This is a genomic window from Pseudomonas marincola, assembly GCF_900682675.2.
In the GTDB taxonomy this organism is placed as follows: domain Bacteria; phylum Pseudomonadota; class Gammaproteobacteria; order Pseudomonadales; family Pseudomonadaceae; genus Aquipseudomonas; species Aquipseudomonas marincola.
Genome location: NZ_LR215729.2, coordinates 859,981 through 885,307 on the forward strand (window position 1 = coordinate 859,981; position 25,327 = coordinate 885,307).

The 25,327-nt window shown below is 57.3% G+C and carries 28 protein-coding genes, 3 tRNA genes and 1 riboswitch; of the genes, 16 read left to right on the plus strand and 15 right to left on the minus strand.

Going from position 1 to position 25,327, the window contains the following annotated elements; genetic code table 11:
* Positions 1 to 24 precede the first annotated feature (24 nt).
* Together PMYSY11_RS03885 and PMYSY11_RS03890 are read left to right on the plus strand one after the other, a co-directional pair.
* Positions 25 to 297, plus strand: a complete 273-nt coding sequence (locus PMYSY11_RS03885; RefSeq protein WP_172927143.1) for a type II toxin-antitoxin system Phd/YefM family antitoxin — start codon at positions 25 to 27, stop codon at positions 295 to 297.
* The gene (locus tag PMYSY11_RS03890; RefSeq protein ID WP_150548365.1) at positions 263 to 580 is read left to right on the plus strand and encodes a type II toxin-antitoxin system RelE family toxin; all 318 of its coding nucleotides are present in this window, start codon (positions 263 to 265) and stop codon (positions 578 to 580) included. The genes PMYSY11_RS03885 and PMYSY11_RS03890 overlap by 35 nt, the downstream gene beginning before the upstream one ends.
* A 480-nt stretch (positions 581 to 1,060) precedes the next feature.
* Here PMYSY11_RS03890 and PMYSY11_RS03895 read toward each other — a convergent pair.
* Positions 1,061 to 1,137 (minus strand) — tRNA-Met (locus tag PMYSY11_RS03895).
* Positions 1,138 to 1,538: 401 nt separating this feature from the next.
* Between PMYSY11_RS03895 and PMYSY11_RS03900 the strand changes: the two genes are divergently transcribed.
* Positions 1,539 to 2,750, plus strand: a complete 1,212-nt coding sequence (locus tag PMYSY11_RS03900) for a CynX/NimT family MFS transporter (RefSeq protein WP_150548366.1) — start codon at positions 1,539 to 1,541, stop codon at positions 2,748 to 2,750.
* A gap of 71 nt (positions 2,751 to 2,821) precedes the next feature.
* On the opposite strand, the gene ychF is transcribed toward PMYSY11_RS03900, so the two are convergent.
* The 9 genes from ychF to PMYSY11_RS03945 all read right to left on the minus strand — a co-directional run bounded on the left by ychF (position 2,822) and on the right by PMYSY11_RS03945 (position 9,978).
* Positions 2,822 to 3,922 (minus strand): redox-regulated ATPase YchF, encoded by a 1,101-nt coding sequence (gene ychF / locus PMYSY11_RS03905; RefSeq protein WP_069902050.1) that lies wholly within the window; start codon positions 3,920 to 3,922, stop codon positions 2,822 to 2,824.
* A gap of 30 nt (positions 3,923 to 3,952) precedes the next feature.
* The gene (gene pth / locus PMYSY11_RS03910; protein ID WP_090515217.1) at positions 3,953 to 4,549 is read right to left on the minus strand and encodes an aminoacyl-tRNA hydrolase; all 597 of its coding nucleotides are present in this window, start codon (positions 4,547 to 4,549) and stop codon (positions 3,953 to 3,955) included.
* A gap of 210 nt (positions 4,550 to 4,759) precedes the next feature.
* A complete protein-coding gene (locus tag PMYSY11_RS03915) occupies positions 4,760 to 5,386 on the minus strand; it encodes a 50S ribosomal protein L25/general stress protein Ctc (protein ID WP_069902052.1) in 627 nt (208 codons plus the stop codon).
* A 167-nt stretch (positions 5,387 to 5,553) separates the two neighbouring features.
* Positions 5,554 to 6,495 carry a ribose-phosphate pyrophosphokinase gene (locus PMYSY11_RS03920; RefSeq protein WP_069902053.1) on the minus strand — a complete coding sequence of 314 codons (942 nt, stop codon included), beginning with the start codon at positions 6,493 to 6,495 and terminating at the stop codon, positions 5,554 to 5,556.
* Between the two features lie 46 nt (positions 6,496 to 6,541).
* A tRNA-Gln gene (locus PMYSY11_RS03925) sits at positions 6,542 to 6,616 on the minus strand.
* Between the two features lie 56 nt (positions 6,617 to 6,672).
* A tRNA-Gln gene (locus PMYSY11_RS03930) sits at positions 6,673 to 6,747 on the minus strand.
* A gap of 26 nt (positions 6,748 to 6,773) precedes the next feature.
* Entirely contained in the window at positions 6,774 to 7,631 is an 858-nt protein-coding gene (gene ispE, locus PMYSY11_RS03935) for a 4-(cytidine 5'-diphospho)-2-C-methyl-D-erythritol kinase (protein ID WP_150548367.1), read from the minus strand.
* Complete coding sequence (gene lolB, locus PMYSY11_RS03940; protein WP_172970660.1) at positions 7,628 to 8,248, minus strand: lipoprotein insertase outer membrane protein LolB; 621 nt, start codon at positions 8,246 to 8,248, stop codon at positions 7,628 to 7,630. Before lolB ends, ispE begins: the two co-directional genes overlap by 4 nt.
* The gene (locus PMYSY11_RS03945; protein ID WP_150548368.1) at positions 8,248 to 9,978 is read right to left on the minus strand and encodes a tetratricopeptide repeat protein; all 1,731 of its coding nucleotides are present in this window, start codon (positions 9,976 to 9,978) and stop codon (positions 8,248 to 8,250) included. Before PMYSY11_RS03945 ends, lolB begins: the two co-directional genes overlap by 1 nt.
* A 348-nt stretch (positions 9,979 to 10,326) precedes the next feature.
* Here PMYSY11_RS03945 and hemA point away from each other — a divergent pair, with 348 nt between their 5' ends.
* The 6 genes from hemA to PMYSY11_RS03975 all read left to right on the plus strand — a co-directional run bounded on the left by hemA (position 10,327) and on the right by PMYSY11_RS03975 (position 15,781).
* On the plus strand, positions 10,327 to 11,604 hold the full coding sequence (gene hemA / locus PMYSY11_RS03950) for a glutamyl-tRNA reductase (protein ID WP_069902057.1): 1,278 nt from the start codon (positions 10,327 to 10,329) through the stop codon (positions 11,602 to 11,604).
* Positions 11,604 to 12,686, plus strand: a complete 1,083-nt coding sequence (gene prfA, locus PMYSY11_RS03955; RefSeq protein ID WP_069902058.1) for a peptide chain release factor 1 — start codon at positions 11,604 to 11,606, stop codon at positions 12,684 to 12,686. The genes hemA and prfA overlap by 1 nt, the downstream gene beginning before the upstream one ends.
* Positions 12,687 to 12,771: 85 nt before the next feature.
* On the plus strand, positions 12,772 to 13,605 hold the full coding sequence (gene prmC, locus PMYSY11_RS03960; RefSeq protein WP_150548369.1) for a peptide chain release factor N(5)-glutamine methyltransferase: 834 nt from the start codon (positions 12,772 to 12,774) through the stop codon (positions 13,603 to 13,605).
* A 7-nt stretch (positions 13,606 to 13,612) separates the two neighbouring features.
* Positions 13,613 to 14,368: a molybdopterin-synthase adenylyltransferase MoeB gene (locus PMYSY11_RS03965; RefSeq protein WP_150549650.1), complete on the plus strand. Its 756-nt coding sequence runs from the start codon at positions 13,613 to 13,615 to the stop codon at positions 14,366 to 14,368.
* Positions 14,361 to 15,149 (plus strand): glutamate racemase, encoded by a 789-nt coding sequence (gene murI, locus PMYSY11_RS03970; RefSeq protein WP_150548370.1) that lies wholly within the window; start codon positions 14,361 to 14,363, stop codon positions 15,147 to 15,149. The genes PMYSY11_RS03965 and murI overlap by 8 nt, the downstream gene beginning before the upstream one ends.
* Before the next feature lie 119 nt (positions 15,150 to 15,268).
* Positions 15,269 to 15,781 carry an acyloxyacyl hydrolase gene (locus PMYSY11_RS03975; protein WP_090515203.1) on the plus strand — a complete coding sequence of 171 codons (513 nt, stop codon included), beginning with the start codon at positions 15,269 to 15,271 and terminating at the stop codon, positions 15,779 to 15,781.
* Positions 15,782 to 15,972: 191 nt separating this feature from the next.
* Here the strand turns inward: PMYSY11_RS03975 and PMYSY11_RS03980 are convergent, their stop codons facing one another.
* Positions 15,973 to 16,179, minus strand: a complete 207-nt coding sequence (locus PMYSY11_RS03980) for a hypothetical protein (protein ID WP_069902062.1) — start codon at positions 16,177 to 16,179, stop codon at positions 15,973 to 15,975.
* Positions 16,180 to 16,558: 379 nt separating this feature from the next.
* On the opposite strand from PMYSY11_RS03980, the gene PMYSY11_RS03985 reads away from it, so the two are divergent.
* The gene (locus PMYSY11_RS03985) at positions 16,559 to 16,846 is read left to right on the plus strand and encodes a hypothetical protein (RefSeq protein ID WP_150548371.1); all 288 of its coding nucleotides are present in this window, start codon (positions 16,559 to 16,561) and stop codon (positions 16,844 to 16,846) included.
* A 126-nt stretch (positions 16,847 to 16,972) separates the two neighbouring features.
* Here PMYSY11_RS03985 and PMYSY11_RS03990 read toward each other — a convergent pair whose 3' ends face one another.
* On the minus strand, positions 16,973 to 18,136 hold the full coding sequence (locus tag PMYSY11_RS03990; RefSeq protein ID WP_150548372.1) for a 1-acyl-sn-glycerol-3-phosphate acyltransferase: 1,164 nt from the start codon (positions 18,134 to 18,136) through the stop codon (positions 16,973 to 16,975).
* Positions 18,137 to 18,251: 115 nt separating this feature from the next.
* Between PMYSY11_RS03990 and PMYSY11_RS03995 the strand changes: the two genes are divergently transcribed.
* The 5 genes from PMYSY11_RS03995 to PMYSY11_RS04015 all read left to right on the plus strand — a co-directional run bounded on the left by PMYSY11_RS03995 (position 18,252) and on the right by PMYSY11_RS04015 (position 21,448).
* Positions 18,252 to 18,434, plus strand: a complete 183-nt coding sequence (locus PMYSY11_RS03995; protein ID WP_069902065.1) for a CPXCG motif-containing cysteine-rich protein — start codon at positions 18,252 to 18,254, stop codon at positions 18,432 to 18,434.
* Positions 18,434 to 18,694, plus strand: coding sequence for a putative signal transducing protein (locus PMYSY11_RS04000; protein WP_069902154.1), 261 nt, complete (start codon positions 18,434 to 18,436; stop codon positions 18,692 to 18,694). The genes PMYSY11_RS03995 and PMYSY11_RS04000 overlap by 1 nt, the downstream gene beginning before the upstream one ends.
* A gap of 136 nt (positions 18,695 to 18,830) precedes the next feature.
* On the plus strand, positions 18,831 to 19,448 hold the full coding sequence (locus PMYSY11_RS04005) for an SOS response-associated peptidase (protein ID WP_150548373.1): 618 nt from the start codon (positions 18,831 to 18,833) through the stop codon (positions 19,446 to 19,448).
* A 117-nt stretch (positions 19,449 to 19,565) separates the two neighbouring features.
* Positions 19,566 to 20,387 carry a M48 family metallopeptidase gene (locus PMYSY11_RS04010; protein WP_069902067.1) on the plus strand — a complete coding sequence of 274 codons (822 nt, stop codon included), beginning with the start codon at positions 19,566 to 19,568 and terminating at the stop codon, positions 20,385 to 20,387.
* Between the two features lie 74 nt (positions 20,388 to 20,461).
* Complete coding sequence (locus PMYSY11_RS04015) at positions 20,462 to 21,448, plus strand: NAD-dependent epimerase/dehydratase family protein (protein WP_150548374.1); 987 nt, start codon at positions 20,462 to 20,464, stop codon at positions 21,446 to 21,448.
* Positions 21,449 to 21,517: 69 nt separating this feature from the next.
* Here PMYSY11_RS04015 and PMYSY11_RS04020 read toward each other — a convergent pair whose 3' ends face one another.
* The 3 genes from PMYSY11_RS04020 to PMYSY11_RS04030 form a co-directional block, all read right to left on the minus strand.
* Positions 21,518 to 22,102 (minus strand): TMEM165/GDT1 family protein, encoded by a 585-nt coding sequence (locus PMYSY11_RS04020; protein WP_069902069.1) that lies wholly within the window; start codon positions 22,100 to 22,102, stop codon positions 21,518 to 21,520.
* Positions 22,103 to 22,214: 112 nt separating this feature from the next.
* A riboswitch (yybP-ykoY riboswitch) is annotated at positions 22,215 to 22,334 on the minus strand.
* Positions 22,335 to 22,392: 58 nt separating this feature from the next.
* Positions 22,393 to 23,391, minus strand: coding sequence for a class I SAM-dependent methyltransferase (locus PMYSY11_RS04025; RefSeq protein WP_150548375.1), 999 nt, complete (start codon positions 23,389 to 23,391; stop codon positions 22,393 to 22,395).
* A 27-nt stretch (positions 23,392 to 23,418) separates the two neighbouring features.
* Positions 23,419 to 24,384: a 2-hydroxyacid dehydrogenase gene (locus PMYSY11_RS04030; protein ID WP_150548376.1), complete on the minus strand. Its 966-nt coding sequence runs from the start codon at positions 24,382 to 24,384 to the stop codon at positions 23,419 to 23,421.
* Between the two features lie 250 nt (positions 24,385 to 24,634).
* Here PMYSY11_RS04030 and PMYSY11_RS04035 point away from each other — a divergent pair, with 250 nt between their 5' ends.
* Positions 24,635 to 25,264 (plus strand): LysE family translocator, encoded by a 630-nt coding sequence (locus PMYSY11_RS04035; RefSeq protein ID WP_150548377.1) that lies wholly within the window; start codon positions 24,635 to 24,637, stop codon positions 25,262 to 25,264.
* Positions 25,265 to 25,327 lie beyond the last annotated feature (63 nt).

The following is a 25,327-nucleotide window of genomic DNA, read 5'->3' on the forward strand; positions in this document are numbered from 1 at the left end:
AGCGAAGAACAGGTGGATATGGCGATGACATACGCGGTACTGGCTGACGTTGCGGCGTCGGTGACAGACCTTAAAAAAGATCCTATGGGAACCATCCGTGAGGGTGCGGGCGAAACCGTTGTGATCCTCAATCGAAACGAGCCAGCCTTCTATGCAGTGCCTCCAGCACGTTACGAAGCAATGCTGGAACTGATTGATGATCTTCGACTGGCTGAAGTCGTCCGTGCGCGGCGTGGGGAGCCTACTGTCCGAGTAGATATTGATGACCTCATCGCAGAAGCCGGCGGAGCGAACTGATTACTCCCTGGAATTCAACACGCAGGCAAAGAAAGAGTGGGGCAAACTAGGTAAAACAATCCAACTACAGTTTGCTAAAAAGCTAAAAGAGCGTCTTCATAACCCCCGTGTCGAGGCTGACAAGCTTCGGGATATGCCCAATTGCTACAAGATCAAGTTGCGTTCAATCGGTTACCGATTGGTATATGAGGTGATAGATAGTCGTCTGATTGTTAGCGTGATCGCCGTAGGTAAGCGGGAGCGAAGTAAAGTGTATGGGAGTGCCTCGGATCGGCGTAGCTAAGTTATAGAACTAGATTGTTTAGTAAACTTTATAAATCTGAAGGTTTGGTGATTGAGGCTCTTTCAGATATTGAGGGGCTAGTTGTTCGCTGTCACTCCTATCAGTCTAAGGCGGCGACCAGGGCGTTCGTTTCAAGGGGGTCACTGCTTTCGTTCAGGTGGTGAATCTGATTACGTGCTTGAGCTTTGCCTACGACTGGTCTCTAGGCAAAAACACGACTTATGAGCATTTCGTTGGGAGCAGAACCACGTGGTTCTTATACAACTTCAAAATGTTCGAGAAGACGCAGTGCCAGATATAGGTGGGGCAGAAGGTTGCATCCCTTGGCGATGGGCAGGTTCTTGTCGGAAGCAAAGAAGGGGATGAGATATCTTTTGTAGTACAGCGATGCTCAGCGTCGGTAGGCGCGCTGTAGTCACTGGATTAATTATCGAGCGCACACAAAAAAGGGCTTACCTTTCGGTAAACCCTTGTTTTGTTTGGTGGCTACGCAGGGACTTGAACCCCGGACCCCAGCATTATGAATGCTATGCTCTAACCAGCTGAGCTACGTAGCCGAGTGGCGCGCATTATTCTAGTCTCGGGCTTCTGTGTCAAGCATGTTTTTATAAAATTATTGCGCATGATCAAGTGCTTACGCGCAAGGCGTGGTGCGAGGGCGGGTTGGTGCGGGTTTCTTTGCCTTGGGCAAGGGGGCTTTGGGGGTGTACCTGATTGAGTGATCAGGTTTTTTGCGCTGGCGTGGCACAATGGCCGGCGGGATGCTTATTCCTTATGACTTTCTCTAGCCGGTTCTGGCCATGGGCGATGTGTTCGTTCGTCCGCAGTTTGGCTGGGTGTGTATCTATGGGGGTTCTAATGCTTGATTGGCGATCATTGAGTGCACTTAGGCAAGTTCGTGTTGCTTGCTTGGGCAGTTGTGGGTGCATGACTGCTGCGTGCATAAGGGCTGTTGGTCATGCATAAGGTTGAACGCGTTGGGGTTGTGGGTTGGCTGTTGCTGCTTGCGCTGGGGCTTAACCTGCGGCCGATTCTGACTTCGATCAGTCCATTGCTTGACGACATTCGCGTCGACACGGCCATGAGCTTTCAAGTTGCTGCGCTGCTGACCACCTTGCCGGTGATTTGCATCGGGCTGGTGGCGTTGTGTGGCGCGTGGGTGGAGGCGCGGTTGGGTGAGGGCAGAGGTATAGCGCTTGGCTTGCTGTGTATTCTGTTTGCCTGCCTGTCGCGAGGGCTGATCGCGGATGGCAATTTGTTGCTGATGTCGGCGCTGTTGGGTGGGTTGGGCATCGCGCTGATTCAGGTTTTGGTGCCCGGGATGATCAAGCGTCAGTTTGTGGGTGGCGTTGCGTTGGCGATGGGCGTTTATTCGGCGTCGCTGATGGGCGGCGGAGGCCTTGCTGCGTTGATCAGCCCGCGTCTGGCGCATTCTTTTGGCCATTGGCAGGTCGGGCTGTGGGTTTGGCTGATTCCGGCGCTGCTGGCGTTTGTGCTGTGGCTCAAGATGCCTTGGCATACACCGCATTCGTTGGCGCAAAAGCTCTCGTGGAAAACCTTTATCGGAAATCGCCGAGCATGGGCGCTGGCGGTGTATTTTGGTTTTTGCAATTGGGGCTTCATGACGGTCGTGGCGTGGCTGCCGGCTTATTATCAACAGCTTGGTTGGACGCAGCAGGCAAGCGGGGCGTTGTTGGCCTGGATGACAATTTTTCAGGTGACGGCTGCGCTGTCGATGCCAGTGTTGGCGCATCGCATACAAGATCGCCGGCCGCTGCTGGGCGTAAGTCTGCTTGCGCAGTTGATGGGTTTCTCGGGATTGTTATTCGCGCCTCTGCTGGCGCCTGCGGTGTGGGTCGGTTTGATCGGTTTTGGGCTGGGCGCCTGTTTTGTGTTGTGCCTGCTGCTGAGCATGGATCACTTGCATGAACCGCGATTGGCTGGGCAGCTGGCGGCCTTCGTGCAGGGCTTTGGTTTTCTGATCAATGCGCTGGCGCCATCGCTTGGCGGCTTGTTGCGTGAGGTTACGGGCAGCTTTCACAGTACCTGGCAATTTACCGTGTTGAGTTTGCTGGCGATGCTGCTGATGACCCTGCGTTTCAGCCCGGCAAGTTATTCGCGTATCGGCGCGTTCAATGCACTCTCGCCGGCGCACGGCGGCCAGCGCTGAGCGTTGTTTTCGGGCAATAAAAAGCCCCGCATCAGTGGCTGAATGCGGGGCTTTTGGTCAGGCAGTGACGCTTACACGTTAAAGCGGAAGTGCATGACGTCGCCGTCTTTAACGATGTATTCCTTGCCTTCAAGGCGCCATTTGCCGGCTTCTTTCGCGCCAGCTTCACCCTTGTATTGGATGAAGTCGTCATAGGCGATGACTTCGGCGCGGATGAAGCCTTTTTCGAAGTCGGTATGGATGGCGGCAGCAGATTGCGGTGCAGTTGCGCCGACACGCACGGTCCATGCGCGCACTTCTTTAACGCCGGCCGTGAAGTAGGTCTGCAGGTTGAGCAGCTGATAGCCTGCGCGAATTACGCGGTTCAGGCCCGGCTCTTCAAGGCCCAGTGCTTCGAGGAACATGTCCTTTTCTTCGCCGTCTTCAAGCTCAGCGATTTCAGCTTCGATCTTGTTGCAAACCGGCACAACGATCGCGCCTTCGGCATCAGCAATGCCTTGCACGATGTCGAGCAGCGGGTTGTTCTCGAAGCCGTCTTCAGAGACGTTGGCGATGTACATGACCGGCTTGCTGGTCAGCAGGTGGAAGCCGCGAATCAGCTGCTTCTCGTCGTCGCCGAGGTCTTTCATCAGCGTGCGGGCTGGTTTGCCTTCGGTGAAGTGCGGGATCAGTTTTTCCAGCAGGGCTTTCTGCGCGACCGCGTCTTTGTCACCGCCTTTGGCGTTACGCGAGGTCTTTTGCAGTTGCTTCTCGCAGCTGTCGAGGTCGGCGAAGATCAACTCAAGGTCGATAATCTCGATGTCGCGCTTGGGGTCGACGCTGTTCGATACGTGGATGACGTTGTCATCTTCAAAGCAGCGCACAACGTGAGCAATCGCGTGGGTTTCGCGGATGTTGGCGAGGAATTTGTTGCCCAGACCTTCACCTTTCGAGGCGCCGGCCACCAGGCCTGCGATGTCGACGAATTCCATGGTGGTGGGAATCACGCGCTCGGGCTTGACGATTTCGGCCAAGGCTTCAAGGCGTGGATCAGGCATCGGCACGATACCGGTGTTCGGCTCGATTGTGCAGAAGGGGAAGTTCTCCGCAGCGATACCCGATTTGGTCAGGGCGTTGAACAAGGTGGACTTGCCGACGTTTGGCAGGCCGACGATGCCGCAGTTAAATCCCATGGTGTGTCCCTCGCGGAGATGAATCAGAAATTAAGTGGGGAGTTGAGCTTTCTTGCTGTGCAGCGCGTGCATGGCTTTCGACCAGTTACCGGCGAGCATGTCGGAGAGCGACTCGAGCGCATAATCGATGCTGCTATCGAGTAACTCCTGTTCGCTGCGCGGTGCGCGGCCCAGTACAAAATTGGAAACCATGCTGCTGTGTCCCGGATGGCCGATACCCAGGCGCAAGCGGTAAAACTCATTGTTGTTGCCAAGCTGGGCGATGATGTCGCGCAGCCCATTATGCCCGCCGTGCCCGCCACCCTTTTTGAGTTTGGCGACGCCTGGCGGCATATCGAGTTCGTCGTGGGCCACGAGTATGGCTTCTGGCGGAATTCGGAAAAAATTCGCCAGCGCGGCGACGGACTGGCCGCTGCGGTTCATAAACGTGGTGGGTATTAGCAGGCGAACATCGCGGCCTTGATGGTTGAATTTGCCCACCAAGCCAAAATACTTGCGATCAGCACTCAGGCTGACGCGCTGGCTGTCTGCCAGTCTTTCAACGAAAAGAGCCCCTGCATTATGCCGGGTCTGGTCGTATTCAGGGCCGGGATTACCCAGGCCAACGATCAGTTGTACGGCGGTCATATCAGGGGCCCTCTAAAACTACAGTGCTGGATATTGCTTGGTTAAAAAGCGTCTCAAGGTGCGGCTTACTGATGTAAACGGCGCTTTCATCGCTTTTTGTCTTGCACGCCCAGCGCTTGCTACGTTTTAAAAGCCTCTTTATCGGAGGCCCTTTCGTAGAAACAGCCCAGACGCGAATGCGGCTAGGCTGTTATCAAGCGAGTCGAGTAATTACTCGGCAGCAGGAGCTTCGCTCTCGCCTTCGCTGGTGTCTTCTTTAGCAACGCGCGAAGCGTGGATGTTAGCCACAGCCAAGTCGTTACCGTGAGACAGTGCAACCAGTTCAATGCCTTTTGGCAGAGTCAGGTCGGACAGGTGCAGGGTAGTACCCAGTTCAACTTTAGCCATGTCGACTTCGATGAACTCAGGCAGGTCTTTCGGCAAGCAGTTAACTTCTACTTCAACCAGGGTGTGCGAAACTTCGCCACCTTGCTGCTTAACGCCAACCGAAGTTTCCTGGTTAACGAAGTGCAGCGGTACGTGTGCAACCAGCTTCTGGCCAGCAACAACGCGGATGAAGTCTGCGTGCAGAACGAAACCCTTGGCTGGGTGGCGCTGCAGAGCCTTGATCAGTACAGATTCTTTCTTGCCAGCAACGTCGAGCGTCAGTACGTGGCTGAAAGCAGCTTCGTTGTTCAGCAGCTTAGCCAGTTCGTTGGCCAGCAGGCTGATCGATTGCGGGGCAGCTTCGCCACCGTAAATTACAGCTGGAACCAGGTTGGCGTTACGACGCAGGCGGCGGCTCGCACCTTTCCCCAGGTCAGAACGCACTTCAGCATTCAGGGCAAATTCAGTCATTTCATTTCTCCAAAATAGCCATGCCGTGATCAACGCTTGCGACCAGCGATCCTACGGTTAGGCAAAAAAGCCCCGCAGCACAGAAAGCATGAAACCCGAGTGGCCGAAGCTACCGGGTTTCATCACGCCTGTTTGGCGGGGCGTATTTCGTCAGGCAGTGTTCCGAATTAACGGAACATCGCGCTGATCGATTCTTCATTGCTGATGCGGCGAACCGCTTCAGCGACAATCGGGCCTATATCCAGCTGGCGAATACGCGGGCAGGATTGGGCGCTGGCAGAAAGCGGGATGGTGTTAGTCACCACCAGCTCATCCAGTACCGAGTTTTCGATGTTCTCGATCGCTCGGCCCGACAGAACAGCGTGAGTCGCGTAGGCGTAAACCTTGGCGGCACCGTGTTCTTTCAAAGCTTTGGCGCCGTGGCAGAGTGTGCCAGCGGTATCGACCATATCGTCAACCAGGATGCACGTGCGACCTTCCACATCACCGATGATATGCATCACCTCTGAGTGGTTGGCTTTTTCGCGACGCTTATCAATGATTGCCAGATCAACCCCGAGAGATTTGGCGACAGCACGCGCACGCACTACACCACCGATATCCGGGGAGACAATCATCAGGTTTTCGAAGCGCTGATCTTCAATGTCATCCACCAATACCGGGGAGCCGTAGATGTTATCTACCGGAATATCGAAGAAGCCCTGGATCTGATCCGCGTGCAGATCAACCGTGAGAACACGGTCAATGCCGACGACAGTTAGCATGTCAGCCACGACCTTGGCGCTGATTGCAACGCGAGCGGAACGCGGACGGCGATCCTGGCGTGCATAGCCAAAGTAGGGGATAACAGCTGTGATTCGGGTTGCTGACGAACGACGGAAGGCATCTGCCATCACGACCAGTTCCATCAGGTTATCGTTTGTTGGCGCGCACGTCGGTTGGATCAGGAATACGTCTTTACCACGAACGTTTTCATTGATCTCGATGCTAATTTCGCCGTCGGAAAATTTTCCGACTGAAGCATCGCCGAGGGGGATGTGCAGCTGACGTACAATACGTCGCGCCAGGTCGGGGTTTGCATTCCCCGTAAAGACCATCATCTTGGACACGCGCAGTACCTGCCGGCTGAGGGTATACCTGGATGAGTATAGAAAATGGCAGGGGCGGCTGGATTCGAACCAACGCATGGCAGGATCAAAACCTGCTGCCTTACCGCTTGGCGACGCCCCTGTATCGTGTTTTGTACTGAATGCTTCGGTTTGTAATACACCTACCTATAGGTGTAATGGCAGGGGCGGCTGGATTCGAACCAACGCATGGCAGGATCAAAACCTGCTGCCTTACCGCTTGGCGACGCCCCTAAATATTACAAACTGGTGTTACGCATTCACTTCCCGGCCAATGTTTCCAGCTTTCGGTGCAACATCGAGATGTTACGACCTTGAGCCACAAAGCTTGGCAAAGTGACTGGAAGTTGGCGGGCGACTTTATCAGCATCTGCCCGATTTGGGAAGCTCCCAAATACACAAGCTCCAGTGCCAGTTAGTTTTGCTTGAACAAATTTGTTCAGCAAGATCAAAGCGTTATGTACTTCTGGATAACGTTTTTGAACCACTGGCTGGCAGTCATTACGACCACCCCCCTCAAGAAGGCTGCGAACTTTAATGGGCGGAGAATCGCGTGTCAACTCAGGGTCAGAGAAAATTTCTGCAGTTGACACAAGTACTTGCGGAATTACGACGAGAAACCAGGGTTCTTCAAGCTCAATTGGGGTGAGTTTTTCACCCACGCCTTCCGCAAAAGCAGCATGGCCGCGCACGAATACCGGCACGTCTGCGCCAAGCTTCAGGCCCAGTTCGGCGAGCTGATCGGCGCTCAAGCCCAGTTGCCACAAGTGATTTAGGCCAAGCAGGGTCGTGGCCGCATCGGAGCTGCCGCCGCCAATACCGCCGCCCATCGGTAATTTCTTATCGATCCAGAGATCGGCACCCAGTGTGCAGCCGGTTAATTGCTGCAACTGTTTGGCAGCGCGCACGATCAGGTTGCTGTCGTGCGGCACACCAGCAATTTCTGTGTGCAAACGAATTTCGCCATCTTCACGCAGGGCAAAACCCAGCTCGTCGGCATAATCGAGAAATTGAAAAAGCGTCTGCAGTTCGTGATAACCGTCGGGGCGACGATTAAGGATGTGCAGCATCAGGTTGAGTTTGGCCGGCGCCGGCAGGGTTAGTGTAGCGCCGTTCATTGCTGGCCAAGCTGGCGCGGTTGCCAGTCCTTGATGACCACAGTGACCTGGAGATCGTAACCGGTGATTTTCAGGCGTTCGGGCAGGGTAAAGCCGGCCTGATCAACGTAGCGCAAGTAGTCGACCTGCCAGCCATCCTGCTCCAGTTGGGCAAGGTAGCTGTCGGTATCGAGTTTGATCCGGCTTTTGCTGTCTGGCGCTGGCAGGCCGCGAATCCACCACAGCAGGTGCGAAACCGGAAGGTTGAGGCGCAGTTGGTCCTGCAGCAGTTCTTCTGCCGAGCTGGCGGTGTAGGTGCCACGGCTGGCGGCTTCGAGTTTAACTTCGCCCGGTCTTCCGGTCAGGCGGGCGGCGCCGCGGCCCAGCGGGCCAGACAGGCGAATGTCGAAATAATCCTGACGTTGCAGCCAGTACAGTGTGGCACTGCCTGAGTCTTTAGGCGCGCGAATGCCGACTTTGCCGTTGATTTCCCAGCCATCAAGCTGGGTGAGCTGTTGCTTGTGAGCTTTCCAGAGGGCGGGGTCGCCGCCGCCTTCGATAGATTCGCGTGAGGTCAGCCCGGCGCAACCTGCAAGCAGGGCGATCAGGCTGATGACAACTAGGTTTCGCCACAGCATTACAGGTTCTCGGCTCCGGTCAGGCGCAATATCGTGCTGCGCAGGGGTTCGCTATCGGGATGGTTTTCCAGCGCCTCTGCCCACACTTTGCGGGCGTCGCGCTGCTTGCCTTGTGCCCACAATACTTCGCCAAGGTGAGCGGCGACTTCGTGGTCAGGAAACTTCTGCAGGGCTTTGCGCAGGTACTTCTCAGCTTCGTCGAGACGGTTCTGGCGATAGCTGATCCAGCCCATGCTGTCGAGAATCGCCGGGTCTTCGGGGTTGAGCCGGTAGGCCTGCTCGATCAGTTTGCGCGCCTCGCTGTAGCGCGTGGTGCGATCGGCCAGCGTGTAGCCCAGGGCATTCAGCGCCATCGAGTTTTCAGGATCGCGCTCAAGGATCTGGCGTAAATCGCTTTCGAGCTGGCCCAGATCATCGCGTGACTCGGCCATCATGGCGCGGGCATAGAGCAGGTTAAGATCGTCGGGATTATCCTTGACTGCCTGCTGAATGACTTGCCAGGCGAGTTCAGGCTGCTGGTTGCTGCTCAGCGCCTCGGACTCGATCAGATAGAGCTGGGTCGCGTAATCCGGCTGTTCGTCGCGGGCCTTGGCCAGTAATTGGGTTGCTTCGGTACCGCGCTTCTCGGCGAACAACAGTTCAGTTTGCGCCGCCTGTGCCGGCAGGTATTCATTGCCGGGGCCGACTTGCGCGTATTCGGTCAATGCGCTTTCCGGCTCGTCCAAGTGCTCATAGGCGCGCGCCAGATTGTAGTGCGCTGCGTCGACATGGCTGCCGCGCTCGACCAGTTCTTCAAGGTAGACGATGGCCTCTTTCCAGGCTTCGCCTTCCAGATACACCAGTGCCAGCGAGAACCGCAGGTCGTCGTCTTCCGGATATTGTTGAACCAGCGCCGAGAACTCGCTCTGCGCATCTTCGATTCGGCCTTGCTCAACCAGCATCCGCGCATAGGTTAGGCGTAGACGCTTGTCTTCCGGGTACAGCTTGATGCCCTGTTTGAGCAGGGGCATGGCTTCATCGCCGCGCTTGAGGCTTTGCAGCAGGCGCACGTGCAACAGCAGCGGAATGACTTCGCTGTCGATGTTGGGAGAATCTTCGAGCAGCTGCAGGGCTTCTTCCGACTGGCCGTCTTCCTGTAACAGCAGGGCTTTACCGAAGGCCAGCTGAGTGTTGTCGGGGTACTTTGCCAGCAGGCGGTCAAAACTTTGCAGCAGCCCGGCGCGGGTCTGCTCGTCAGTTTCGGCGGCCGACAGCGCGAGGAAGTCGAAGTGGGTGTTGCCGTGCCCCTGCAGGACTTTCTCCATGTACGTCATGGCTTCGTCATGGCGACCGGCGCGGGCCAGCTGGATAGCTGCAGAGCGCTGCGCGTCGAGGTCATCCGGGGCGTTCTTGGCCCAGATCAGTGCGGTGTCGAGCGCCGCCTGATCAGCGCCCAGGTATTCGGCAATGCGAAAGCCACGCTCGGCGACGCCAGCGTCCTGGGTCGCATTGGCTTGCTGCACGTAATTGCCCAGCGCGATGTCGAAGCGGTCGCGTTGTCCGGCCAGTTCGGCCGTAAGCAGGGCCAGCAGGGTTTCCCGGCTGAACGATGCGTATTGCTCAGGCTCAGTCTTTTTCGCGATGACAGAGACATCCTCGACTGGCGGCGTGCCGTCAGTCGACGTGCTGGAGAGTGCTTGGCAGCCACTCAGAAATGCCACGGCTGCCAATGCGATATAAGTTCTATTCATAGGGGAAAAGACGACTAACCTGCGGTCTGATCATCATGACACAAGCCGCAGAGCAAGCCCATGGGGCTTGGCTTAATCGCAGGCGTGTGGCGTGGGAGATTAAAATGGGCTGATGCCTCGCAGCATAATGGATTCAATTGTGCGACAAAATGTCTTAGCCCGTCACGCGAGCCATACTGGGTTAGTCAGGGCCGCTTCTGCAAGGTTCCATCGGCTGCTTTGAGCAAGGTTGGCGCTGGTTTCGGTGCCGATTGTGACCGGTCAGTTGTCGACAATATAAAGGGGAGGTTGTTCTCAGTCGGTTGAAGTAGGACAATTGCCGGCTCCTTTTCTTGTCAGCGACGTTGCATGGCCTTTATTGCCCTCGGTATCAACCATAAAACTGCTTCGGTGGATGTACGCGAGCGCGTGGCGTTTACTCCTGAGCGTTTGGTTGAGGCGCTGCAATTGCTCTGCCAGACCACGGTGAGCCGTGAGGCGGCGATTCTTTCGACCTGCAATCGCAGCGAACTGTATCTCGAACAGGACGCCTTGAGTGTCGATGAAGTGCTCGCCTGGCTTGCCGGTTATCACCAGCTGAATATCGAAGACCTGCGGGCTTGCGCCTACGTTTATCAGGAAGCCGATGCGGTGCGCCACATGATGCGCGTCGCCTGCGGGCTCGACTCGATGGTGTTGGGCGAGCCGCAAATTCTCGGCCAGATGAAGTCGGCGTTTGCCGTGGCGCGTGAAGCCGGCACGATGGGGCCATTGCTCGGCCGCCTGTTCCAGGCCACCTTCAATACCGCCAAACAGGTGCGCACGGATACCGCGATTGGCGAGAACCCGGTGTCGGTTGCCTTTGCCGCCGTCAGCCTGGCGAAACAAATTTTCAGTGACTTGCACCGCAGTCAGGCGTTGTTGATCGGCGCCGGTGAGACCATTGGTCTGGTTGCGCGTCATCTGCACGATCAGGGCATTAAGCGCATTGTGGTCGCCAACCGTACACTGGAGCGGGCGAGCACGCTGGCCGAACAGTTTGGCGCGCATGCGGTGCTGCTGTCGGATATTCCGGCGGAGTTGGCCAAGAGCGACATCGTGATCAGTTCGACTGCCAGCCAGTTGCCGATTCTGGGCAAGGGTGCAGTCGAAAGTGCACTCAAGCAGCGCAAGCACAAACCGATTTTCATGGTCGATATCGCCGTACCGCGTGATATTGAGCCCGAGGTCGGCGAGCTCGACGACGTTTATCTGTATACCGTCGATGATTTGCATGAAGTCATCGCCGAGAATCTCAAAAGCCGCCAAGGCGCTGCGCAGGCCGCCGAAGACCTGGTGTCGAATGGCGCCGATGACTTCATGGCGCGGCTGCGTGAGCTGGCCGCGGTGGATGTGCTCAAGGCTTATCGTCAACAGGCTGAACGGCTGCGTGACGAGGAGCTTGGCAAGGCATTGCGCGCACTTAACAATGGCGTTGCCGCTGAAGACGTTATGGCGCAACTGGCGCGCGGCCTGACCAACAAATTGCTGCATGCACCCAGTGTGCAAATGAAAAAACTATCCGCGGACGGGCGCATCGATGCGCTGACAGTTGCTCAGGAACTCTTTGCCCTCAATGAGGGTGCGTCGTCCAACAAAGGCCTGTAATGAAAGCTTCGCTTACGAAAAAACTTGAGTTGCTACAGGATCGCTTTGAAGAGCTGACTGCCATGCTGGGCGATGCTGAGGTGATCAGCGATCAGACTCAGTTCCGCGCTCTTTCAAAGGAATATGCCGAAATAGAGCCGGTGTATCAGGCCTTTACCGAGCTGCAAAAAGTGCAGGGCGACCTCGAAGGCGCTCAGGCGTTGCTTAAAGACAGCGACCCCGAGATGCGCGAGATGGCTGAAGAGGAAGTCGACGAGGCGAAAACCCGCCTGATCGAACTCGAAGACAATCTGCAGCGCATGCTCCTGCCAAAAGACCCGAACGACGGTCGCAGCGTGTTTCTGGAAGTGCGTGCTGGCACCGGCGGTGACGAGGCGGCCATTTTCTCCGGTGATCTGTTCCGTATGTATTCGCGCTACGCCGAGCGTCGTGGCTGGCGGGTCGAAGTATTGTCGGCCAACGAAGGCGAGCATGGTGGCTTCAAGGAAGTCATCGCACGCATCGAAGGCGATAACGTATTCGGCAAGCTCAAGTTCGAGTCCGGCGCGCACCGCGTTCAGCGCGTGCCAGAGACCGAGTCGCAAGGCCGCATTCATACCTCGGCCTGCACGGTTGCAGTGTTGCCGGAGCCTGACGAGCAAGCGGCTATCGAGATCAATCCTGCTGATCTGCGGGTTGATACCTATCGCTCATCCGGCGCGGGTGGTCAGCACGTAAACACCACCGATTCCGCCATCCGCATTACCCACATCCCGACGGGCACTGTGGTTGAGTGTCAGGAAGAGCGTTCGCAGCACAAGAACCGCGCCAAGGCGATGGCCTGGCTCGGCGCCAAGCTAAAAGACCAACAGGAAGCCGCGGCGCACAAGGAAATCTCCGATACCCGCCGCTTGCTGGTAGGCTCTGGCGATCGCTCCGAGCGCATCCGCACCTACAACTTCCCGCAAGGCCGGGTCACTGATCACCGTATCAACCTGACCCTGTATTCACTTAACGAGGTGATGGCGGGCGGTGTTGAGGCGGTTATCGAGCCATTGTTGGCCGAGTATCAAGCTGACCAGTTGGCATCGCTGGGCGACTGATACGCAGCGTGGCTAGCTGCGGGCGACAGTTGCTGATGTGATGTGGATTGATGCTGAGGAACCTCTGAATAGGTAGTGTGCCCCAATGGCAACCATCGAATCGCTGCTCAATGGCGCTGTTCTGGCCGACTCGCCCAGCCCGCAACTCGACGCCGAACTGCTCCTTGCGGCGGTGCTTGGCAAGTCGCGCAGTTATCTGCGGACCTGGCCCGAGCGAGAAGTCGAGGCGCCGATGGCCGAGCGCTTTCTCGCTAATCTGGCGCGGCGTCAGCAGGGCGAGCCGATTGCCTACATTCTGGGGCATCAGGGCTTCTGGAGCCTCGACCTTGAAGTGGCGCCGCACACCCTGATTCCCCGTCCAGACACCGAATTACTGGTCGAAACCGCGCTGGCGACAATCCCTGCAACCCCTGCTGCTGTGCTTGATCTTGGTACGGGCACCGGTGCGATTGCGTTGGCGTTGGCTTCAGAGCGTCCCGCTTGGCGGGTTGTTGGCGTTGACCGGGTCGATGAAGCTGTGGCGCTGGCTACGCGTAATCAGCAGCGCCTGAACCTTGCTAATGTGCGTTTTCATGCAAGCCACTGGTTCAGCCAGTTGGCCGGGCAGCGCTTTCAGCTGATTGTCAGTAACCCGCCGTATATCGCCAGCGATGACCGCCATCTGGGTGAGGGCGATGTACGTTTCGAACCCAGCAGTGCGCTGGTCGCAGGTGCCGACGGGCTGGATGATATCCGTCTGATCATCGCCAATGCCGGGGACTATTTGCAGGCGGGCGGCTGGTTATTGCTTGAGCACGGCTATGATCAGGCGCAGGCCGTGCGTGATCTGTTGACGGCAAACGGGTTTAGCGCAGTAGAAAGTCGCCGTGACCTTGGCGGTCATGAGCGCATCAGTTTTGGACAATGCACGCATGAGTGACGCAAACATGCTCAGTGATGAAGAGCTGCTGCGCTATAGCCGGCAGATCCTGTTGCAACAAATTGATGTCGACGGCCAACTCCGGCTCAAGCAGCGCAGCGCGCTGATAATCGGGCTCGGCGGTTTGGGCTCGCCGGTGGCGCTGTATCTGGCTGCAGCCGGAATCGGCACTCTGCATCTGGCCGATTTTGATACGGTCGATCTGACCAACTTGCAACGCCAGATTGCCCACGACACCACCAGCATCGGCGTGGCCAAGGTCGATTCGGCGGCGGCCCGGCTCAAGGCGATCAATCCGCATTTGAACATCCGCACTTATCCGCAAGGGCTGGATGCTGACTCGTTGGCCGCTGCGGTGGCAGCGGTTGATGTGGTGCTGGATTGCTCGGACAACTTCTCGACCCGTGAGTCGGTCAACGCTGCCTGCGTTGCGGCAGTAAAACCGTTGGTGAGTGGCGCAGCGATTCGCCTGGAAGGCCAGCTCTCAGTGTTCGATCCGCGCTTGCCAAGCAGCCCTTGCTACCACTGCCTATACGGGCACGGCAGTGAAGCTGAACTGACCTGCAGTGAGGCCGGTGTCGTCGGGCCGTTAGTCGGTATGGTCGGCAGCCTGCAAGCACTCGAGGCGCTTAAACTGCTGGCCGAGTTTGGTGAGCCGCTGGTAGGCCGGTTGCTGTTGATCGACGCGCTGAGCAGCAAGTTTCGCGAGCTGCGAGTAAAGCGTGATCCGGCGTGCAGTGTGTGCGGAACCACACATGACTAACAGCCAGGGCATCGGTGTATTCGACTCCGGTGTGGGCGGCGTCTCGGTATTGCGCGAGATTCGCACGCTGTTGCCGCAGGAGTCTCTGCTGTACATAGCCGACAGCGCCCATGTGCCGTATGGCGAGAAATCGCCCGAATACATTCGCGAGCGCTGTCGGCTGATCGCCGCGTTTCTGCTGGAGCAGGGCGCCAAGGCGCTGGTGCTGGCCTGCAATACCGCAACCGTGGCGGCGGTTGCCGAGCTGCGCGAGCTTTACCCGCAATTGCCGATTGTGGGCATGGAGCCTGCGGTAAAGCCTGCGGTTGCCGCAACACGAAGTGGCGTGGTCGGTGTGCTGGCGACTACCGGCACCCTGAAAAGTGCCAAGTTCGCCGCCCTGCTGGATCGTGTCGCCAGCGACGTGAAAGTAATTACCCAGCCGTGCCCCGGTTTAGTCGAGCAGATCGAAGCCGGTGAGTTGCAGTCGTCACGCACCCGCGAATTGCTCGACGGTTTCGTGCAGCCATTGCTGGTGCAGGGGTGCGATACGCTGATTCTGGGCTGCACCCATTACCCGTTCATTAAGCCGTTATTGAACGAACTGGTGCCGGCCAATGTCAGTTTAATCGACACCGGCGCCGCAGTTGCCAGACAACTGCAGCGCTTGCTGCGTGAGCGTGATCTGTTGGCGTCTGGGCCTGCCCGAGCTGCGCAGTTCTGGAGCAGCGGCAAGGCGCAGAAATTGCAGGCGGTATTGCCAACCTTATGGGGTGAAAGCCAGGAAGTCTTGCAGTTCTGACAAGGCGGATGATTGGCCCCCTGCTTTGGTTGGATGGCGTTTTGCCGCTAGAAAATATAATCAAGCCTCAGGTGCATTTGTGGGAATGCACGGCTGTAAATTAAAAATAAGGAAGTGGTATGCACAAGTTGGTTGCGGCAGTTTTGAGTGTGGCTGCACTGGGGGCAGCGAGCACGACTCAGGCCGCGAATATAAGCCTTTCGGTCGGACAGACCGGAGATTCCGCACAGACCTACCGACTAGGTATGCAATTCGATTTCAACAAGCGCTGGCTGGAAAGTGATGTGGGCCATCTCGGCGGATACTGGGATGCGGCTTACACCTATTGGGACGCGGATGACACCAGTGGCAATAACAGCATCTCGCTGGCGCCTGTGCTGGTCTATGAGTTCAATGGCGACACGATCCGCCCTTACGCTGAAGCAGGTATCGGCGGCGCGTTCTTCTCGCAGACTGAAATTGACGACAGCGCAATGTCGACCTCTTTTCAGTTCGAGAGCCACATCGGCGCCGGCATTCGCTTTAGCGGGCAGGAGATTGGCGTGCGGGCGTACCATTATTCCAACGCCAGCATCAAACAGCCAAACGATGGCGTTGAGAACTACGCGCTGCATTATCGCTTGAGCTTCTGATGGTTCTGGCGCTGCTATAGCGCTTGCGGCTTTCTCGGTCGCGGTCACTCGCACGCTTTTCGCATGCTGCGCTTTTAGCGGAGCAAGCAGGGAGCGGGTGGGGCCAGAGCCGCTGCTTCTCTTATGTAACGCGCATAAAAAACCGGCGTCTGTGCAAACAGCGCCGGTTTTGCGTTTCTGGGGCTGGCCGTTCAGGCCGCTTCTGCGTAGAGCTCAGGCAGGCTGAAGCCCGTGGTCGAGTCGATGTCCGGGAGGTCGTAATGCTCGTGGCCGCCCATCGTGCAATAGATCAGCCAGTGATAGTCCTGAACGTTGAAGGAGAGCTCGTCAATCACAGCGTCCACTTCGTCCAGCGAGTCGATTTGATAATCGTGATCAGCAGCTTGTGGGTTCAGCATGATGGTGTCCTCTACGTATGGAATAGAGCACTCCCGGCGAAAATTGCCGGGTGCCTGATAAGAGAGGTATCAAACATTAGGCCAACAATATGACGATCTTAAGAAGTTTTTTTGATCAAATCGTCGCTCGTCGGATTGGAAACGCATATGGTTTTTCTCGCAGTAAAATAACCGCTCTATTCAGCGCGTTTCGCTCTCACCGCCTCTTTTAGGGCACTGGCGAATCGGCTTGTTTCTCTGCTTGTCCCCGCAAAATGTGGCTTTTCTACCCCGCTCAGGCGGTATTTTTCGATCCTTTTTCGCGCTGGCAATGCACGGTTTTTTCCCTTTCATGGTGCACGGCGTCCGCACATGCACCAACTTGTAGTGGAGGTTGCGGATGAGTCTGCAAGCGTTTTGGTCCCTCGTGTACAGCTATCCCTCGCAGTCTTTGAACGGGCTGGCGTTGTTTTTTGCCGCCGCAGGAGGCTGGTTGTTGGTTGCCACGCGCTATCGTCAGCAACGTGCGCTGGCGCGCTTGCTGGTGCAGTCAGAGTGCGTTGAGGGCAAGGTGACTGCTGGATTTGCAGATACGCCTACACAGCGGGTCAACCGCTTCTTCTATTGTTTTGGCTTCGCCAGTCTGGCACTGGCGTTGGCCGTCTCCTGGGCCAGCACTCAGCTCTGAGCGTGCAGCCGAAGCAGGGCGGCTACACAGCTCATCTGATTAATCGCTGACTCATCTCATGCTTGCGCCGCTGCACAGGTATGGCCGCCCGCTTGGGCAGCCAATTGCTGGCGAATGTAGGCCGGATTAAAGCGGCAAGCCCGCTTTAATCCGGTACTGGTTACGCACCGGGTTGGCGTACTGCACGATCAGGTAAGGACGTTGCTCTTGCGGGCATAACTCGATCCGACGCTGCCATTCGACTTTGGCCACGGCCAGCTCTGCGCCGGTGAACAACAAGTCAGCCTCTGGCACATTCAGTTCCGGTTCACGCTCGTTCCACATGGCGTAAGCCAGATAGTGCACGGGGAACAGGCGGTAGCCCGTGAGGATATGCTTGTCGACCTCAGTCGCCAGTTGCTTGCTGTCGTCCAGATTCTCAGTGATCGGCGTGCCGAAGTGCACATGCACGCGACCTTTGTATCCGGTAATGCCCAGGCCAATGCTCTGGTCATCTTCACCTTTGGCTTTCTCGTATGTGCCGGTGGTGGAGCGGATATAAAGCTCGCGTGCCTTGGCCTGATCGCAGGGATCGTATTCATAGCTGATCGAGACCGGGGTCAGATTGAGCGAGCGAATCACGTCCGCAAACGGCTCATCCTTGCGGCTCATATGAAACATTTTCAGGATCGCCGAGTCAGTACGATCATCACCGTCTTTTGCCCGGCCTTCGGCCTGAGCGATCCAGATGGACTGGCAATCGTTGCGGATCGAGTGATTGATGTACGCCGAAAGCAGCTGATAAGCCGCCAGGCGTTCACGGCGGCCGGTAAGCGAGCGGTGCACGATGAAGCTTTTGTTCAGGCGCATCAGATCGCTGACAAAAGGTTTCTGCAGCAGGTTGTCGCCAATGGCAATGCGCGGTGTGGGAAGGCCCGCGTGGTAAACCGCGTAATTGACGAACGCCGGGTCCATCACGATGTCGCGGTGGTTGGCCAGCAACAAATAGGCGCTGCCGTTCTTCAGGTGCTCGACACCGGTGTAGGTAACACCGTCGGTTGCCTGCTCGATGCTATGGTCAACATAAAGCTCGACTTTGTCTTGCAGGGTCGAGACGCAAGTGACGTCTTTAAACTCTTTACGCAGCCGATGGGCTATAAGTGGTTTAAGCAACCAGCCAAATGCTTTGGCCAATTTCGGGAAGCGAAACTGGGTAAGTACGTCGAGAAACATATCGTCAGCCAGCAGGCGTGACAGCACGGCTGGCACTTCGGCGTCGGAATAGGGTCGGATGGCATCAAATTCGCCCATCATGATCTCTTGGTCTTGGCCGGTAAGGAGCTAGCCGGCTGGGTAAAAAGTTTTAGCCCCGATAGAGGCTAGCAATAGACCGGCGATTATACGCGTAAGTCACACGGAGTCTTAAATGCTCGAAAACCAGATGATTCATTGCCCCTATTGTGGTGAACCGATTGAGGTTCTGGTTGATCTCTCTGCGGGCGATCAACAATACATCGAAGACTGCCAGGTTTGCTGCCGGCCGATTGTCTTTGATTTGGCTACAAACGGCGAAGAGTGGACGCTTGACGTGCGAGCGGAGGATGAATGATGCAAAGGATCTACGAGCCGCGAGACTTGATGGAAGCCGAATTGCTCTTGAGTATGCTCAATAGTGAAGGCATCGAAGCGCACCTGACCGGGCAACATTTGGCCGGTGCCGTCGGAGAATTGCCGACCAGCGGTCTGCTTGGACTGATGGTAAATAATCAACAGGCGGCGCGGGCACACCAATTGATCGGCGAGTACAATGCCGCCCAACCCCTGCCGGGCGATGAGCCTGAGAGTTATCAAGGCGAGTTGCTCTGCTAGTGCCGCATTAATATGCCGCGCTGAAAAAGCACTGCTTTGCCGCGTGCAGGCAGACGGCGCGTTGCGCCGTTTAAGGCGGGCGGTGAATCGCGCTGCCGCGTATTGGTAGCCAATTTATCTGTTTATCGAGTTACCCATGTGTGGACGTTTTGCCTTTTTCCGCTGGAATGCAGCATTCGCAGCCTTGCCGGGTTTTCCCGATGACCAGCAGCCGCATTGGAGTATTTCACCGCATGCGCAGGTGTTACTGCTGCGCGAGATAGAAGGTCAGCGGCAACTCAGCCGAGTGCGTTGGGGGCTCACTCCGCCGTGGCTCAAAGACTTATCGAAAACCCCCGCACAAGCGCGCGCGGAAACGCTGGCCGATCAGCCAATGTTTCGCGATGCGTTTCGCCTGCGTCGCGGTCTGCTCCCGGCCAATGGCTTTTACGAGTGGCGCGGCTCGGCGCGCAAGCGCCCCTACTGGCTGACTGCAGATGCATCGCCGCTGTATTTTGCCGCGATCTGGGAAGCGTATCCGGTTGAAGGGCATGTTTACCTGAGCGCTGCCGTGGTGACCCAGGCTGCCAGCAACCAACGCCGGCCGTTGATTCTTGATGAGCAAGGCCAGGCACTTTGGCTGGACCCGCAAACCCCTGTCGAACAATTGCGCGAGTTGCTGATTGCGCCGCAGCCGCAACTGCGCGAGCGAGTGCTGGCCAATCTGGTCAACGATCCCAAACTGGACGCCCCCGAGTGCCTGACGCCAGCGTAAGCCGCATGCAAATTAGCCGCGCTCAATGTGACTTCGTCGGCTGATTGATACGCAATCAAGTTGCTCAACTTGCAGTGTCGGCCTAGCATAGCCAGCCTAACGATATGGAGTTTGAACATGAGTAAGTTGTTGTCTTTGTCCGCGTTGGCTGCAGCGTTGGTTCTGGCGGGATGTCAGGCTGTCAACACCACCAGCGGCGGTGCCGTCGGCATTGATCGCAAGCAATACATGTTCAGCATGCTGTCGACCGATCAGGTCAATCAGTCCTATGCGCAGTCTTATCAGGAGACCGTCTCGGCGGCCTCGAGCAAAGGCAAGCTGGAAAAAAGCACTCCACAAGCCAAACGCCTGCAAGCCGTTGCCGATCGTCTGATCAAGCAGGCGCCGGTATTTCGTCCGGACTCCGCACAATGGGCGTGGGAAGTTAACCTTATCGACAGCCCCGAGCTGAATGCCAATTGCGGCCCCGGCGGCAAGATCATTTTCTATACCGGCCTGATCGACGAGCTGAAACTGACCGACGATGAAATTGCCGCGGTCATGGGCCACGAAATCGCGCATGCCCTGCGCGAACACGGCCGTGAAGCCATGTCTAAAGCCTATGGAATCGAGTTGGCCAAGCAGGGTGCGGGCGCGCTGCTTGGCGTCGGTCAGGACACCATGGCGCTGGCCGACTATGCCGTGCAGTACGGTATGACTCTGCCTAATAGTCGCAGCAACGAAAACGAGGCCGACCTGATTGGTCTGGAGTTGTCGGCCCGTGCGGGTTTCGACCCGAATGCTGCGATCAGCCTGTGGACCAAAATGGCCAAGGCCAGTGAAGGCGCACCGCCTGAGTTCATGAGCACTCACCCGGCCTCAAGCAGCCGGATCGCCTCCTTACAGGCTGCTATTCCAAAAGTCATGCCGCTCTACGAGCAAGCCAAAGCTTCGCGATGATGTCGCCCCGGCGTGCGGTTGCTCATGCTGAGTAACTGCACGTTGCCCTGTTGTTTTGTCAGCAAGGAGACGCTGTGAAAATTGCTGTATTTGGCGCCACTGGTTTGCTTGGCCATCACACGGCCCGGGCCATAAAGGCGGCGGGTCATGAGCTGATTCTTATTCATCGCCCTTCATCGCGGATTCAACGGCTGGCCTATCTGGGCGCCGAAACCCGTGCCGCCGAGATACTCGACGTCAGCCAGATGACCAAGGCCATGCGCGATGTCGATGGCGTGGTGTTCTGTGCGGGTTATTACCCAAGTAAACCGCGGCGTTGGCAGGATGACGTTTCCAACGCCCTCAATCAGACCAATCACTTCTACGCAGCGTGCGTTGCGGCCAAGGTCGCGCGTATTGTTTATGTCGGGGCGGCTATCGCGCTGCCCAAGCATCCAGAAGGCAAGCTGGGCCACGAAGGGTTGTTCTACGAAGGGATGCCGAACTGGCGTAATCCGTATCTGTTGTGCAAGTGGGCGCTGGATGAACAGGCCCGCGAACAGGCGCGCAACGGTTTGCCGGTGATGATTGGCATTCCCGGGATGTCGATAGGCGAGTTTGATGTCGGCCCAAGTACCGGACGGATAATTACCGCGATCGCTTCCGGGCAGATGAGTCGCTATGTGCCTGGCGCCCGTAACGTGATCGACGCTGCCGAGGCTGGCCGTGGCTTGCTGCGGGTGCTGGAAAAGGGGCGTCAGGGCGAGCGTTATCTGCTGACTGGTGAGAATATTCAGCTGGCTGAATTGACGGCGCAAATCGCCAGTTTGCTGGGTAAACCGGCACCCACGCCGGTTTCGCTCAAGGTCGTGAAGGGGCTGGCCGTAATCGGGCGCATGCGTTACCGCCTGACCGGCCAACAACCATTACTGAATGACACCAGCATTGCGGTGATGAGTGGCGGTCAGTTTCTCGATGGCAGCAAAGCGCGCGAGGAGCTGGGTTTCGTCAGCGAACAGTCACTGGATGACACGTTGCGCCGCACCATCAGCTGGTTCCGCGACAACGGTTATATCCAGTAGCCGCGATAGACCGGCGCTCGGCTGAGCGCCGGTTTACTCTCGCAAGCCCAGCCGACTCAGCTGATTGGCTTAAATGAAGCCGCTCAGTTGCAGTGCCTTGTAGGCAGCATAAATGCCCAGCACGGCGAACGAAGCCGCGGCAATGCGGCGAATCAAGTCCAGCGGCAAGCGCTCGGCGGCAAAGTTGCCCGCCAATACCACCGGCACGTTGGCGATCAGCATGCCCAATGTGGTGCCAATCACCACCAGTGTCAGGCTCGGGTATTGCGCCGCCAGCATCACCGTGGCGACCTGAGTTTTGTCGCCCATCTCGGCCAGAAAGAAGGCAATGAGCGTGGTCAGAAACGGCCCGTAACGCTTGAGGCTTGAGGCTTCGTCGTCATCGAGTTTGTCGGGCACCAGTGTCCACAACGCCACGGCCATGAACGAGGCGGCCAGCACCCAGCTGAGCGTGGCAGGGGAGAAGAAGCCAGCGACGTAGTTGCCCACAGCGCCAGCGGCAAAGTGGTTGGCCAGTGTGGCGACGATAATGCCTGCAATGATTGGCCAGGGTTTGCGAAAGCGAGCTGCCAGGAGCAACGCCAGCAATTGGGTCTTGTCGCCAATTTCTGCAAGCGCAACGATCAGGGTCGGGACTGTCAGGGATTCAAGCATTGAGGTTCCTCGGGGCGGGTCGACATGGCTATGACACGAACAACCTTCCCGCCCCGGGTGAGGTGTACGTGTCATAGGTCTTGTCAAACCCTGCTGGCGGCTTGCGCTCAGCGAGCCCAATGATTGGGCTTCGGGTCGCACGCGCCATGGTCTGTTGACCAAGTATGTTGACGCGTGCCGGGTGAATGCGGGCATTCACGGGAGACTACTCCCCTAGGACGCGCGCATTTTGCCGAATTTTTTCGAGTTCGGCAAATCTGCATTAAAGGTTTTGAGTGTGGCTGGCGGACTCAGGCTTTGTCGGCGCGATAGATCCTGAATCCGTTGGCGTCTGCGAGTGTCTGGCAGGGGCCCAGATGCTGTTCGATCAGCGGCGGGTATTTCAGAAAACTGTTGGCCACGAGGCGCAGTTGACCACTGCGTTGCAAATGCTGCGCGGCCTGGCGCAATAAATGCTCGGTGGCTTGATAATGCGTATGCACACCCTGATGGAACGGCGGGTTGCTGATAATCGCGGCGAGATTGTCGGGGGCTGCATCAATCCCGTCACCGATGATGACCTCTGCCTGCAGATTATTGGCCGCAAGCGTGAGACGGCTGCTGGTGACTGCAAAGGCATCGACATCGAGCAGGGTCAGGCGGCTTTGCGGATAGCGGCGTTTGATGCTCGCACCGATGACGCCGGCACCGCAGCCAAAATCCAGAATATGGCCATTCGGCAGGTCGTCCAGGTGTTCAAGCAGCAAGGCGCTGCCAACATCCAGTCGCCCGTGGCTGAACACGCCGGGCAAGGTAACGACCTTGAGTGGTCCGTCGGCTAATTCCAGCGAGTAATGCTGAGCCAGTTCTTCGAGTTGCGGTTGCGCCGGCGCCTGCTCGACGTGGATCTGCCAGAGCTGGCAATGCCGTGCACTGTCGATTTTGCGCGCCTTGCCGAACTCAGCCAATTGCTTGGCCGCGCGCTCGACTCCGGCACGTTTTTCACCGACCAAGAACAGCTCGCCTCCTTGCAGGTTGGCGGCGAGTGCGTGCAGCAGATACGCCGTCAGCTCGCGGGACTTAGGCAGAAACAGCACCGCAGACGAATAGTCGCCTGCGGCTGGGCTGACCCCTAAATAGGTGCGGTCAGGGAAGCGTTGCTCAAGCAGTTGCTGATCGCCGGCATGCCAGCTCCAGCCTCGTGCATGGGGCAGTTGCCCGAGCAAGTCGTCGGCGGGTAAGCCTGCGAGGAGCAGTGGCCCGTTGAATAGCTCGGCTTGACGCAGGAGTACTTCGCTTCGCGGGTCCATGATCGCTCCTCAAAAAAGTCGCGCAGCTTAGCTGACTACGCGAATGGCTGCACCGTTGAAAAATCCCTGAGCATTCTCGGTCATCTGCCCAACGATGCGCTGGCGTGCTTCTTTACTGCCCCAGGCGCTGTGCGGCGTGATGATCAGACGTGGGATGTCTGCGCTGAGCAGCGGGTTGCCGTTCACTGGCGGTTCTTGCACCAGTACGTCGGTTGCAGCGCCGCCCAAGTGGCCGCGACGTAAGGTGTCGGCCAGTGCCTGCTCGTTGATCAAGCCACCGCGCGCGGTGTTGATGATGTAAGCGCCGGGCTTCATCAGATTGAGTTCGCGTTCGCCGAGCATGTTTTCAGTGTGCTCATTGAGCGGGCAATGCAGGGTCAGCGCGTCGACTTGCGGCAGCAACTCATCCAACGGCAGGCGGTCCGGGCGGGCAGGGCGGCCGGGGATTTGTCCCAGCAATACGCGCATGCCAAAGGCTTCGGCCAGTTTTGCAACAGCGCCGCCGAGCTCACCGTGTCCCAACATGCCCAGGGTTTTGCCTTCGAGTTCGACAATCGGGTAATCGAGCAGGCAGAACTGTTTGGCGGTTTGCCACTTCCCTGCAGCCACATCGCGATGATAGTCCGGTAAGCGTGTTGCCAGCGCGAGTAGTAACATCAGTGTGTGCTGCGCGACCGAAGGCGTGCCATAACCTTGGCAGTTGCTGACGGTAACGCCATGCTCGCGAGCGGCCTTGAGGTCGATATTGTTGGTGCCCGTGGCGGCTACTAGCACCAGTTTCAAGTCCGGGCAGGCCCCCAGCGTGGCTGCGGTGATAGGCGTTTTGTTGGTGATGGCAACATGGGCGCCCTGCAGGCGCTCGGCAACTTGCTCGGGGGTGCTGGCCGGATAGAGTTCGAGCTCGTCAAAAACCTGCTTCAGCGGCTGCATGTCGAGATCGCCGAGGTCGAGCGAGTGGTGATCGAGGAAAACCGCGCGATTACTGTTACTCATTATCTGTACCTTTAATCCACTAGGCAGTTGGCTTATTGTGGCGAGCGAAATTTGCGACTGGCAACCTCTTATAAACAGGCCAGTAAAAGAGCTGCGCTCTCAACCGGCTCATGCATTGAGCAAGATGAGAACAGCGACTCTCTTACAAACGGTGCTGATTGCGAGGTGTCACAGGCGCATTATTTCTGGGTGCTGCAACCACGGGGTTGGCAAAGCCTAACAGAATCATCAGGTTTTCACGGAGGCGACAATGTATTGGGCAGAGTTTTTTACGGTGGCGCTGATTCACCTGCTGGCGGTGGCAAGCCCGGGGCCGGACTTCGCAATTGTCGTGCGTGAAAGTGTCGGGGTAGGGCGTCGTGCCGGCATTTTCACAGCCTTGGGTGTGGGCTGCGGCATCTTCGTACACGTCACCTATTCGTTGTTGGGTATTGGCCTGATCGTGTCGCAGTCGATTGTTTTGTTCAACGCGCTGAAATGGCTGGCCGCGGCCTACCTGTTGTATATCGGCTTCAAGGCTTTGCGCGCCAAACCGGCTGCGGCGAATACGAGCGACAGCGAACAGCCGCGTCTTGAACGTTCGCCTCGGGCTGCGTTCATGACCGGTTTCGTGACCAATGGCTTGAATCCCAAGGCCACCTTGTTCTTCCTGTCGTTGTTCACTGTGGTGATCAATCCGCACACGCCGTTGCTGGTTCAGGCGGGTTACGGGGTTTATCTGGCGGCCGCTACATCAGTGTGGTTTTGTCTGGTGGCCATGTTGTTCAGCCAGCAGCGAGTGCGCGCCGGCTTCGCCCGTTTGGGTCACTGGTTTGACCGGGCGATGGGTGTGGTGCTGGTAGGGTTGGGGATCAAGCTGGCACTGACTGAAATGCATTGAGGCATGATTGCTGGAAGGCTGATTGCAGCCTTTCAGTCAAAAGCCACCGCGCTCGCAAGCAAG

Excerpts from the sequence above, each read along its gene's own strand:
- PMYSY11_RS03885 (WP_172927143.1), top strand. The coding sequence starts at position 25 with ATGACATACGCGGTACTGGCTGACGTTGCGGCGTCGGTGACAGACCTT.
- PMYSY11_RS03890 (WP_150548365.1), top strand. The coding sequence starts at position 263 with ATGACCTCATCGCAGAAGCCGGCGGAGCGAACTGATTACTCCCTGGAA.
- PMYSY11_RS03900 (WP_150548366.1), top strand. The coding sequence starts at position 1,539 with ATGCATAAGGTTGAACGCGTTGGGGTTGTGGGTTGGCTGTTGCTGCTT.
- ychF (WP_069902050.1), bottom strand. The coding sequence starts at position 3,922 with ATGGGATTTAACTGCGGCATCGTCGGCCTGCCAAACGTCGGCAAGTCC.
- pth (WP_090515217.1), bottom strand. The coding sequence starts at position 4,549 with ATGACCGCCGTACAACTGATCGTTGGCCTGGGTAATCCCGGCCCTGAA.
- PMYSY11_RS03915 (WP_069902052.1), bottom strand. The coding sequence starts at position 5,386 with ATGACTGAATTTGCCCTGAATGCTGAAGTGCGTTCTGACCTGGGGAAA.
- ispE (WP_150548367.1), bottom strand. The coding sequence starts at position 7,631 with ATGAACGGCGCTACACTAACCCTGCCGGCGCCGGCCAAACTCAACCTG.
- lolB (WP_172970660.1), bottom strand. The coding sequence starts at position 8,248 with ATGCTGTGGCGAAACCTAGTTGTCATCAGCCTGATCGCCCTGCTTGCA.
- PMYSY11_RS03945 (WP_150548368.1), bottom strand. The coding sequence starts at position 9,978 with ATGAATAGAACTTATATCGCATTGGCAGCCGTGGCATTTCTGAGTGGC.
- hemA (WP_069902057.1), top strand. The coding sequence starts at position 10,327 with ATGGCCTTTATTGCCCTCGGTATCAACCATAAAACTGCTTCGGTGGAT.
- prfA (WP_069902058.1), top strand. The coding sequence starts at position 11,604 with ATGAAAGCTTCGCTTACGAAAAAACTTGAGTTGCTACAGGATCGCTTT.
- prmC (WP_150548369.1), top strand. The coding sequence starts at position 12,772 with ATGGCAACCATCGAATCGCTGCTCAATGGCGCTGTTCTGGCCGACTCG.
- PMYSY11_RS03965 (WP_150549650.1), top strand. The coding sequence starts at position 13,613 with ATGCTCAGTGATGAAGAGCTGCTGCGCTATAGCCGGCAGATCCTGTTG.
- murI (WP_150548370.1), top strand. The coding sequence starts at position 14,361 with ATGACTAACAGCCAGGGCATCGGTGTATTCGACTCCGGTGTGGGCGGC.
- PMYSY11_RS03975 (WP_090515203.1), top strand. The coding sequence starts at position 15,269 with ATGCACAAGTTGGTTGCGGCAGTTTTGAGTGTGGCTGCACTGGGGGCA.
- PMYSY11_RS03980 (WP_069902062.1), bottom strand. The coding sequence starts at position 16,179 with ATGCTGAACCCACAAGCTGCTGATCACGATTATCAAATCGACTCGCTG.
- PMYSY11_RS03985 (WP_150548371.1), top strand. The coding sequence starts at position 16,559 with ATGAGTCTGCAAGCGTTTTGGTCCCTCGTGTACAGCTATCCCTCGCAG.
- PMYSY11_RS03990 (WP_150548372.1), bottom strand. The coding sequence starts at position 18,136 with ATGGGCGAATTTGATGCCATCCGACCCTATTCCGACGCCGAAGTGCCA.
- PMYSY11_RS03995 (WP_069902065.1), top strand. The coding sequence starts at position 18,252 with ATGCTCGAAAACCAGATGATTCATTGCCCCTATTGTGGTGAACCGATT.
- PMYSY11_RS04000 (WP_069902154.1), top strand. The coding sequence starts at position 18,434 with ATGCAAAGGATCTACGAGCCGCGAGACTTGATGGAAGCCGAATTGCTC.
- PMYSY11_RS04005 (WP_150548373.1), top strand. The coding sequence starts at position 18,831 with ATGTGTGGACGTTTTGCCTTTTTCCGCTGGAATGCAGCATTCGCAGCC.
- PMYSY11_RS04010 (WP_069902067.1), top strand. The coding sequence starts at position 19,566 with ATGAGTAAGTTGTTGTCTTTGTCCGCGTTGGCTGCAGCGTTGGTTCTG.
- PMYSY11_RS04020 (WP_069902069.1), bottom strand. The coding sequence starts at position 22,102 with ATGCTTGAATCCCTGACAGTCCCGACCCTGATCGTTGCGCTTGCAGAA.
- PMYSY11_RS04025 (WP_150548375.1), bottom strand. The coding sequence starts at position 23,391 with ATGGACCCGCGAAGCGAAGTACTCCTGCGTCAAGCCGAGCTATTCAAC.
- PMYSY11_RS04030 (WP_150548376.1), bottom strand. The coding sequence starts at position 24,384 with ATGAGTAACAGTAATCGCGCGGTTTTCCTCGATCACCACTCGCTCGAC.
- PMYSY11_RS04035 (WP_150548377.1), top strand. The coding sequence starts at position 24,635 with ATGTATTGGGCAGAGTTTTTTACGGTGGCGCTGATTCACCTGCTGGCG.